Genomic DNA, 10,096 nt, shown 5'->3' with positions numbered 1-10,096 from the left:
TCTGTCGGCTGAAATGCCGATCTCACGCCAAAACGGGCAAAAACGCAGGTAAAGACAGACGGGCATCGCAATCAGCCGAGTTTCCACACAGCCTCCGGACTAAGAAGCCGTTCACTGCAGTGCCTTACTTGAAAGCTGGGCTGATACTTAATGTGCGAGCAACAAAACCATTCACGGCGACATCAAAGTATGACTTCTGAAGTTGATGTAACTCGGTTTTCGGAGGCGCAATTGCGATGTGCCCGCCTTGCGTGGATTTGTTTCAAAAATAGTTAGGGAATCGAGCTGTCTGTCGACTAGGGTGACTTATTTCGAAGCACATATTGCGTCTCGGTAAATTTAAAAACGCAACGCTTTTGGTGCGCAATATTTCTTTGGGGGTTAAGGATGACGGACATTTCAGTAATCGGCCTGGGCGCTATGGGCTCGGCACTAGCGAGAGCGCAGTTGAAGGTAGGCCGTTCAGTAACGGTTTGGAACAGGACACCGGAAAAAGCCGCTGCTCTGGTTTCTGAAGGAGCAATTGCCGCTACCACAGTTTCTGAAGCCTTATCTGCCAGTCCTGTCACGATCACCTGCGTTAAATCGCATCCGCAGACGATAGAACTGCTGACGAATGCCGCGAATGCCCTGCCGAGTAAAACCATAATTGAGCTCTCAACCGGAGGCGCCGAAGAAGCGGAAAACTTGGCGCGCCTGCTTGAAAATGCGGGCGCGAAATGGGTGTTGGGAATAATTAACGCTTATCCGCATATGATTGGAGATGGCGAAACTGTGCTCTCCGTCGTTGGAACAGATGAACAATGGGAGACGCTTGGCCCGATCATCAAAGCCATGGGCGGCAGCTCAGTCCATGTGGGTGACCAAGCTGGAATGCTGGCGGCACTTTTCGCGGGCCTTTTTACGGTTCGCCAAGGGTTTATGTGGGGTATGATCTACGGTGCGCTGGCCGCGAAAAAAGCTGGAATTCCCATGCAAACCTTCTCAGACCTTGTGCCTATTTCGATGGGAATGATGAAGCCTTACTATGATTATTTCGCTGCAACAGCACCGCAGGCTACCTATGACGATCCTCCCGCAACGATGCGGACCTATGCAGCTGCCCTGGAGGATGTTCTCGCAAGTTTTGAGGCGCTTGGCGCTCGGGATGAATTGCCTCGCCTGTTCGTTGAGATGGCGCAAAAAGGCATGGATGAAGGCCTTGAAGACAAGGCTCTCACGGCCGTCATAGATGTGCTCGCAGATAAACATTGAACGTCCCTAGAAGGCGAGAAAACAAAGATTTCAGCTTCGCGCTCTGAGTCGTCGTCCCGACCCGTTAGACCTGTAGGCCGCTTCCGGCTTGTGTCCGGCCAGTCTGCGCAGCGCACGTGGCCGCTGGCCATGATGGTAGCCACAAACCAAGTCCTAACCTGCAACTCGAACAGCACGCGTTCAGGACAAAGCTGTCATCGGTGAACCCCTCAGAGATGCAATCTTGATTGCACGCGAATGTCCAATTAACGTTTCTGAAATAATACTTTATGGCGATTTAGTAGGATATTTTGATGACACCTGATGTGCACACAGCCCGTAGCATGGCCCAAAGCCATTGCGATGCATGGACGAACCAGACGCCTGACGTTGTTGCTGGCCGTTATGCAGAGCAAGCAACCATGATCATTAACGGTGGTGACCCAATGGCGAGCCGATCCCAAATTGGCGATATGGTGGCAGGTTTCATGGCTGACTTTCCCGACCTCGTTCTTAGCCTCGACACGGTTCTCGTCGCTGATCATCATATGGTTTACGCTTGGACGTTCGAAGGTCACTACAAAGAGACTGGAAACCACGTTCGCTTCTCTGGTTGGGAAGAATGGGACTTGGATGACAATCTAAACGTGATCAAGTCGCTCGGTTGGTATGATGGTGCGGATTACGAACGCCAAGTTGCGGGAACATGACGGTATGTTAGCTCTCCCAACGTTCTGAAAGCTGCGCTTGTGACTTAGGTCCGATCTGGGCTCAGAGCCGCCATTCAACTCATTTTGTGGCGTTGCAGCATTTCTGACCTCGGGGCCAGCCCAGCCAACCATCAAATTTGCCCTCCCTTTCAGCTAACCATCAAATTTGCCCTCCCTTTCAGCCACCCGACATGGCGGCCTGTGCGCAGGCGCAGGAGGCGCGGACGGTGGTGTCGGCGCGGGCCTCGGCGAGGTCTAGGCGTTGGCGGATCAGGGGCAGTTCCACGGTGTCGCCGCGCGCGACGAGGCAGTCATGCAGGCCGCGTAGCGCCCAGATATTGTCGGGGTGCACAGTGGAGCGGCTAAGCTGACCACCAAGGCCAAGATCTTCGCGATAGGCGGCTTCGGCCTCGGCTATGTGGCCCTGTTCAAACAGCAGCGCGCCAAGGGCGTGGCGCACGGGCTGCATCCAGCCCCAAGGTTCGTCATAGGCAAGGTTGTCCTCGAGGTGCACAGCGCGGCGCAGGTGATCAAAGGCGAGGTCGTAGTTTTCCTTGCGATACTCCAGCTCGCCCAAGAGCATGTGGTGGGCAATAGCGAGCAGGTCAACCCAGGTGTTGTTATGCATCAGCCTGGTTTCGGGCACCTTAGCGCGGGCGTCTTCAAAGGCGCGCTGTTCGGCCTCGGCTTTGGTGACATTGCCGAGGGCGGCATGGGCGACGCCGCGAGCGTAGTAGGTGAAGGCGTTGAGGGTGCAGTAGAGATCAGGGTCTGTTGGCGGGGCGAGCTGGGTCAGTTCGTGCCATTTGCCAAAGCGGATCAGGATGTGTGGGTACATCGTGCAAAACGATTCAAAATAGTCTGCCATGGGCGGGGAGGTGACGCGCAGCATTTCTTCTGGGCAGGTGTCGAGAATGCCTTGGTTGGCGGCCAGGGCTGGTTCGATCTGGCCCAGAAACATCGCTCCGTAGATGACAAAATGGTAATTGTGCAGCCGGTAGCCGGTGTAGATGTTGAACGCGCCTTCACGCTCAAAATACTTCATGTCGGCTACGGTGGCGGCGGTGTTCCAGCGCACCACGTTTTCGTAATGCCCACACAGCACGTCGATATGTGTGGGCATGTGGATCAGGTGCCCGCCGTCGGGCATGAGCGTGCGCAGCGCATCGCCCGCCTTGAGCGCCTTTTCGGGAAAAGGCGACATCTCCATCAGGTGCACATAGAGGTGCAGCAGGCCGGGGTGGCGCATGGCGGCGGTGTTGTTCTGCATCGCCCGCTCCAGAAGGGCTTGGCATTCGATCGTATCGGCCCCGTCGGTGGGCACTGCGGCGGGCAGGTTCCACATGTTCCACGGGTGACGGTTCAGCAGCGCCTCAGCGAAGATAGTAGCGACGTCAAGATTGTCGGGATGGGCCTGATAGGCCGTGCGCATGGCCGCTGCAAAATCATCGTTCCAGCGCACCATGGTCTCAAGGTCGGTGATCTCGGCCTGCGGATAGCGCGAGGGCAGGGCGGCGATCAGAGCAGCCTCGGTCGGGGTGGCGCTATCGATCAGGGCTATGGCGGCCTGCGTGGCGGCATGGCTGGTGGCCAACGCCTCGGTGCGGCCCGCATCATCGAAATGCTGCCATTCCATATTGTAGTTCGGACCCGCCGCATAAGCGACGCCCCATTGAGCCATGGCGCAGCGCGGATCCTGTTCGACCGCCTTTTGAAAGCAGGTCACAGCCTCTTCGTGGTTGTAGTCGAACATCCAGTTCAGGCCACGGTTGAACCAAGTCTGAGCCTGTGCGTTGCTGGTTGTGACAGGCAGAGAATACTGCCCGAGATCATATGCGTAGCCGTCCATTCTGTGCCTCTCCCCGTGGTGCAGAGAGAGGATAGCACATGTTAGGTCGTCGCTTGACCTTGTTCGATGTGTTTCATGCGCAGCATCAGCCAGAAGCCAAATGCCGAACAGATAGTTGTGGACAGCGCAAGTGGCAAAGGTGTGCCGTCAAAGGCCAGACCGATGGGCATGGCAATGGCGGCACCGGCGATGGTGGCGATTGCGCCCATGACGCTGGCAGCGGTACCCGCCATGTGGCCCAAAGGCTCCATCGCGAGGGCGTTCAAGTTGCCGATGGTCATGCCGATAGAGAAGAAAACGGTGAGTTGCCAGAAAACAAACACATAGAACAGGGTTTCACCCAATGGCAGGATCATTGTGGCCAGCACCATGGCTGCGGCAAAGAGGATCTGTGCACCTTTGGTGACGGTAATCAGATAGCGCATCCCCAGTCGCATCACGAGGCGCGCGTTGAGAAAGCTGGCAGATCCAGAGATCAGCGCGACCCCGGCGAACCAGAGGTGGAAGTCGTGGCCATGTTCAAATGAGATATCGTAGATTTGCTGGACCGAGCTGATGACGGCAAAGAGCACGCCAAAAATCAGGCTTTGGACAAGGATGGAGATGCGCACCGCGGGGATGGCCCACATTTCAGAGACCGCTGCGATCAGGCGGGACAGAGAAAAGGGGCGCCGGTTTTCGATGGCAAGCGGTTCGGGCTGACGAATGGCGACCCAGAGCGCAGTGATGATGGAGAACACCATGAATGAGACAAAGATGCTGCGCCAGCCTGCGAAATCAATGATGACGGCGCCAAGTGCGGGGGCGAAGGCGGGAACGATGGTAAAGATCATCATGGCAAAGGACACGATACGCGCCATTTCCCGGCCTGAGAACATATCGCGGATGATGGCCATGGTTACGATGCGGGGGCCAGCGGCACCGATGCCCTGAACCATGCGCGCAATCAGCACGGTCTCTAGTGTCTGGCTGCGCCATGCCACAAAGGCACAAACGGTATAAAGCATGGCACCACCGATCAGCACAGGCTTGCGCCCAAAGCGGTCAGAGAGTGGGCCGGTAAAGAAGGTACCGATCCCCATACCCAATACAAAGCTGGTCAGGATCAGCTGTGCACGGTTGAGGTTTTCAGGGCTGAGTTCCTGGCCGATTTCGGGCAGGGCTGGCAGCATGGCATCGATTGAGAACGCGATTGTGGCAAATAACATCGCGCACATGGCGATGAATTCGGGGCGGGACATTGGTGATTTAGGGGTCGTTTGCGTGCTCATTTGGCGGTTTATCGTCTTTGTTATCGGCCTCGGGCTCTTGTGTGACCTTGTGATGTCCAAGCCGCGCAATGAGCCATTCGGTATGCGTCGCCCGTTTTTCGGCCGCTATGTGACCGATCTGCTGGATCACAAAGGCAAATATGCCAAGGCCCAGAAAAATGTAGATTGTCGTGCCAATCTTGCCCAATGTCGTGGCCGGCACAATCGATCCGTAACCTACGGTTGAAAGCGTGACAACAGAAAAGAAATAGCTGTCGACCCAGCTCCAGCCTTCGACAAAGTGAAAAAACACCGTGCCCCCGATGATAACCGGCGTGAGCAGAAGGAGCAGGGTCAGCAGTCGTTCCCAGGTGGTCATTCGGCGGCCTGTTGATCTCGCAATTCGTTGATCACCTTGGTCCAGAGTTCGGCAGGCTGTGCGCCGGGCACGGCGTGTTGATTGGCGACGATGAAAGTGGGGACCGAGCTGACACCCATTTCGCGGCTATGGGCATCGCGTTTCTGGATGGTGTCGATATCCGCATCCGAAGCGAGCAATTTGCCCACAACAGCCGCGTCCATGCCAACGCCGTCAGCGATGTCGCACAGAACCTCGCGGTCACCAATGTCGCGCCCGTCCTTGAAATAGGCGTTGAACAGGGCGTTTACGATGCCGTTCTGCTTGCCCTCGATCCCGGCCCAGTGGATCAGGCGGTGGGCATCGATGGTGTTGGGGGTGCGCTTGATCGCGGCAAAGTCGATTTCCAGCCCGTCTTCGAGCGCGTGGCGTTCGATCTCGGCATAGACACGCACGGCGTTTTCTTTGCCGCCGAACTTGCGCTCAAGATATTCGCGCCGGTCCATGCCCCCGGCGGGCATGTCGGGGTTAAGCTGGAATGGGTGCCATTCGATGGCAAAGGGGGGTGTCTCTTCGGCGGCCAGCGCCTGTTCCAGACGGGTTTTGCCGATATAGCACCAAGGGCAGATTGGGTCAGAGAGGATGTCAAGTTTGATCATGGGTCAGGCCTTGAATGTCTCGCGCAGGGCGCGGCGGCTGAGTTTGCCGTTTGGGTTGGTTGGCAGGGCGTCGCGCCGTTGAAAGAGTTTGGGCTGCTTGTAGCGGGCCAGGTTCGACGTGGCATACGCGTTCAACGCGGTTTCGTCCAGTTCATCGATGGATGTGTAAAAGGCGGCGATCATGCGCACGTCCTGTTTGATCTCGACGTCGGTGACGGCGACGGCAGTGATGCCGGGATAGCGGGACAGGGTGGCTTCTACCTCGAGCGGGGAAACCCGGTAGCCGCCGGCATTCATCATATCGTCGTCGCGCCCGGCGTAAGCAATAGCGTGTGTCTGGGCCATCACGCCCTGATCGCCGGTCAGGAACCAGCCGCCTTGATAGCGCGCAGCGGTGTCTTCGGGGGCGTTGAGATAGCCGAGCATCAGACCCGGATCGGATTTATGCACGGCAATGGTGCCTTCGGTCCCGATAGGCACTGGGCCGGTTTCGTCGACGATGGCAACGCGACGACCGGGTTGTGGGGTTCCAAGCGTCCCGTCCGGCGCCGGGTTGGCCGGGCTGGAGGAGATGAAGGTGGAACATTCCGACATGCCATAGGCCTCGTAAAGCGATGTGTTGGTGGCAGTTTTCCAATCGTCGCGGATCGTATCCGAGAGTTTCTCTCCGGCGGTGAGGCCGTGGCGCAGAGTAGGCAAGTGCAGATCTGGATGGTCGTGCAGCATTTTGCGGTACACACCGGGGGCGGCGGCAAAAATGCTGGCCTCGTGCTGTTTGAGCAACCGGGGTAATGCAGTGATGTTAACATCTGCACCGGGGATCAGGGCGGTGGCCCCAACCGACCAGGGATCCATAAGACCGGTGCCAAGCGTATAGGTCCAGTTAAAGGCCCCCGCGTGCATCAGACGGTCAGAGGCGGTAAGGCCATACCAACCCTGATGCATCATCTGGCGCGCCCAGATTGCGCGGTGCGCGTGGCACACGGCCCGTGGATTGCCCGAGGTGCCGGAGGTGTAGATGATATAAGCCATACGCTCCGGGTCGCCCATGTCATAGCTGGCGGGTGGCAGGTTGTGCATCTCTGCAAGTTGTTCCGGCAGGATCTGTGGGATGGTTGGCGTTTGCGGGCAGGCGACGGCCGGGTCGCGCAATATCGCGCGCGGGTTAAGATCTGGCAGCATTTTGTCAACTTCGCCGGACGTAAGTTGCGACGAGGTGGGGACAGGGATCAACCCGACGGCGATGGCACCAAGGTAGGCAATAGGAAATTCCACCGTATTGCCAAGGCGCATCAGCACCCGGTCGCCGGGTTTTAGTCCCAGTTCCAACAGGCCAGTCCCGGTGCCCAGCACGGCCTGTCTGAGGTCCGCATAGCTCCAACGCTGTATGCTGGAGAGCGACAACACTGCGAGCGCGGTTTTGTCGGCCTGTGCATCGGCATGGGCCAGCACATGGGCGGCCATGTTGAACGGGTTTGGGCAGGCGGAGGGCGGGCCTTGGTCAAAAAGAGATAGCATGACCCCTAGCTATTGTGGGCACCGGTCGGTTGCAAGTGGACGTGGGGTCGCGTTAGAAGCGCGGGCATGAGTGCACAGAAGTCCAAATCGATGGTCCGTATCGCACGTGAGCGTGGCGATGAAGAACATGTGGAACCGCTTGATCTTGGTATCCGCGTAAGAGAATTGCGAAAGGCGCACGGCTGGACGCTGGAACAGGCGGCCAAACAGGCCGGTTTGGCGCGTTCGACCCTCTCTAAGATCGAGAATGGTCAGATGTCACCCACTTATGAGGCTCTCAAGAAGCTGGCGGTGGGGCTGGAGATTTCGGTACCGCAGCTGTTTACTGCTGCCAAGAAGGATCAGGTGCTGGGGCGCATGTCGGTGGTCAAAACCGGTGAGGGTGTGCATCAGGCAACCACGACCTATGAGCACGAGTTGCTGGCCGAAAGTCTGCGCAAAAAAACGATGCTGCCCTATCGCGCGCGTGTTCGGGCACGGGCGATCGACGAATTCGACGGCTGGGTGCGCCATGACGGTGAAGAGTTTCTGTATGTGCTGACCGGGGTGATCCGGCTTTATACCGAGTTTTATGAACCGGTCGAAATGCGCCGCGGCGACAGCGCTTATTATGACGGCGCGATGGGGCATAATGTGGTGTCGGTCAGCGACGAGGATGCAACGATCCTGTGGGTCACGTCTTTGACGTGAAAATCCTGAACTGAGAATGTTGGCGGGGCAACTTGGTGAGTAAAACGTTTAAGCTAAGTGAACGGTTACGCGTGGCAACGGTTGCTGAAAAGGCTGGTCAGAGCCGTGCCGCATTAGAGGTTTATCAGTCGATCTTGGAGCGTTTTCCGGGGAATGCGAAGGCCAAGGCCGGTGTCAAAAGGCTGAGCGGAGGCTCAGTTGGACTAACGGTCGATGCTGAGATGGACGCGGTAGCGGCTCGCGGTCCGCAGCTAAACGCAGCTTTGGGTAGGATTTCCGGCATTAGCGATCCATTGGCAATGCCGGAGAGCGTAAAACGCGCTGCGCCGGTGGCGCGGGGGGCACACGTGCCCGACAGTTTGTCGGTCAGCCAAATGATGCGCCAAGCCGAGAGCGCCCGTGCGCAAAGGAACTATGCGGATGCTTTGGCGCTCTACCGACGCGTGTTGCAGGTCGAGCCGGAAAATGAGCAGGCAATATGGCTATTGGGCTTGGTGCATCACCAGATAGGCGAAAGTGCGGTTGCCATTTCCACGTTAGAAGGGCGCACCGGCGGAAACATTGGCGCGATCTGCACTTTGGCGCATGCATATCGCGAACAAGGCCGATACGACGAGGCCATCGCCGCATTCGAAAGCGCGTTGGAGCGCGCACCTCATGATATAGAGGCGCGCGTCGATCTTGGTGATTTGCTTGCCGCCATGGGGCGCAAGGAAGACGCTATTGCCAATTACGAGGCCGCGATTGAGTTAAAACCGGAAGCGGGGTTGCCGTATTTGCAGATTGCCGGCGTAAAAACATTTCAGTCACACGAACCGCTTGTCAAGAAGATGCAAAGCGTGGTGCAGACTGAAAAGACGCCGCTGACTGATAAGGCTCAAATTCACTTTGCTTTGGGCAAGGCGCTTGGGGACAGTGGCGCGTTAAGCGAATCCTTTGAAAACTACAGCGCCGCCAATAAGTTGATGCATGACATGCGGCCGTTTGATATGGCAGCGCATCGCGCGTTGCTGACGCAGATAAAACGCCCCTTTGAAGCCGATGGGTTCGCCCGGTTGGTGCTGCCTGAACTACGGAACAGCCCGGTTAAACCTGTTTTCATCGTCGGGATGCCGAGATCCGGCAGCAGTCTGATTGAACAGGTTCTGGACAGTCATTCTGAAGTGCACGCAGCGGGCGAAATTGGGTATCTGTCTACGATCATGCAGCGCGCAGTAAGCGAATTCGCGCAACGACCTGTCATTTTCGACAAAGCTCTGTTGCACGATATCAGGGACGCTTATCTGGGTAAGCTTCAGACTTCGACCAAGGGTGCGCGCGTCATCACAGACAAAAATCTGTTGAATTTCAGGTATCTAGGTGTCGTTCTTGCCGCGTTTCCAGAGGCGAGTGTTATCAACATGGTTCGCGACCCAATGGCGATCTGTTGGTCAATTTACCGCCATCACTTTGCAGGTGAATTGCTGTCTTTTGCCTATGATGCCAAAGACATCGCCGCGTTTTTTAACTCTTACACCGACATAATGGCGTTTTGGCGCAAGAGGTTTCCCGGACGCATCTTTGATCTGGATTATGACGCGTTTACACGCGATCCGGAGCAGGGAACAAGACATTTGCTTGATCGTTGTGGACTTGCATTTGAAACGGGGTGTCTGGATTTTCACGAAAACCGCCGGGCGGCAAATACCGCCAGCATGTCGCAAGTGCGCCAAAGAGTGTACCAAGGCAGTTCGCAGGAGTGGCGGCGATATGAAGCTTATCTGGGTGATTTGAAGGTCGCAATTGGGTACGGGCAATAGGTCGACCCATGAGAGCCGGCTTTGTCGAAA

9 protein-coding genes are annotated in these 10,096 nt (G+C 56.9%); 4 read left to right on the top strand and 5 right to left on the bottom strand.

The features are described from left to right. Positions 1-366 precede the first annotated feature (366 nt). Positions 367-1,254: an NAD(P)-dependent oxidoreductase gene (locus CLV88_RS12150; RefSeq protein ID WP_279338348.1), complete on the top strand. Its 888-nt coding sequence runs from the start codon at positions 367-369 to the stop codon at positions 1,252-1,254. 293 nt (positions 1,255-1,547) lie between these two features. After that, a complete protein-coding gene (locus CLV88_RS12145; protein ID WP_106608663.1) occupies positions 1,548-1,943 on the top strand; it encodes a nuclear transport factor 2 family protein in 396 nt (131 codons plus the stop codon). A 178-nt stretch (positions 1,944-2,121) separates the two neighbouring features. Here CLV88_RS12145 and CLV88_RS12140 read toward each other — a convergent pair whose 3' ends face one another. The 5 genes from CLV88_RS12140 to CLV88_RS12120 are packed head-to-tail and all read right to left on the bottom strand — an operon-like array spanning position 2,122 to position 7,577. Continuing rightward, a complete protein-coding gene (locus CLV88_RS12140; RefSeq protein WP_106608662.1) occupies positions 2,122-3,792 on the bottom strand; it encodes a tetratricopeptide repeat protein in 1,671 nt (556 codons plus the stop codon). 41 nt (positions 3,793-3,833) lie between these two features. Continuing rightward, a complete protein-coding gene (locus CLV88_RS12135) occupies positions 3,834-5,063 on the bottom strand; it encodes a multidrug effflux MFS transporter (RefSeq protein WP_243403649.1) in 1,230 nt (409 codons plus the stop codon). Further along, positions 5,041-5,421, bottom strand: coding sequence for a potassium channel family protein (locus tag CLV88_RS12130; RefSeq protein WP_106608660.1), 381 nt, complete (start codon positions 5,419-5,421; stop codon positions 5,041-5,043). The genes CLV88_RS12135 and CLV88_RS12130 overlap by 23 nt, the downstream gene beginning before the upstream one ends. Beyond that, positions 5,418-6,059 (bottom strand): DsbA family oxidoreductase, encoded by a 642-nt coding sequence (locus CLV88_RS12125; RefSeq protein ID WP_106608659.1) that lies wholly within the window; start codon positions 6,057-6,059, stop codon positions 5,418-5,420. Before CLV88_RS12125 ends, CLV88_RS12130 begins: the two co-directional genes overlap by 4 nt. A 3-nt stretch (positions 6,060-6,062) precedes the next feature. Next, the gene (locus CLV88_RS12120) at positions 6,063-7,577 is read right to left on the bottom strand and encodes a class I adenylate-forming enzyme family protein (protein WP_106608658.1); all 1,515 of its coding nucleotides are present in this window, start codon (positions 7,575-7,577) and stop codon (positions 6,063-6,065) included. Between the two features lie 66 nt (positions 7,578-7,643). On the opposite strand from CLV88_RS12120, the gene CLV88_RS12115 reads away from it, so the two are divergent. Both CLV88_RS12115 and CLV88_RS12110 read left to right on the top strand, forming a co-directional pair. Then, positions 7,644-8,267, top strand: coding sequence for a helix-turn-helix domain-containing protein (locus CLV88_RS12115; protein ID WP_106608657.1), 624 nt, complete (start codon positions 7,644-7,646; stop codon positions 8,265-8,267). Between the two features lie 35 nt (positions 8,268-8,302). Then, positions 8,303-10,066: a sulfotransferase gene (locus CLV88_RS12110; protein WP_165798880.1), complete on the top strand. Its 1,764-nt coding sequence runs from the start codon at positions 8,303-8,305 to the stop codon at positions 10,064-10,066. Positions 10,067-10,096 lie beyond the last annotated feature (30 nt).

Source organism: Shimia abyssi, assembly GCF_003014475.1.
GTDB classification, from domain to species: domain Bacteria; phylum Pseudomonadota; class Alphaproteobacteria; order Rhodobacterales; family Rhodobacteraceae; genus Shimia; species Shimia abyssi.
Note: the sequence above shows the minus strand (reverse complement) of the source record. Positions and strands in the feature narration are given on the sequence as shown.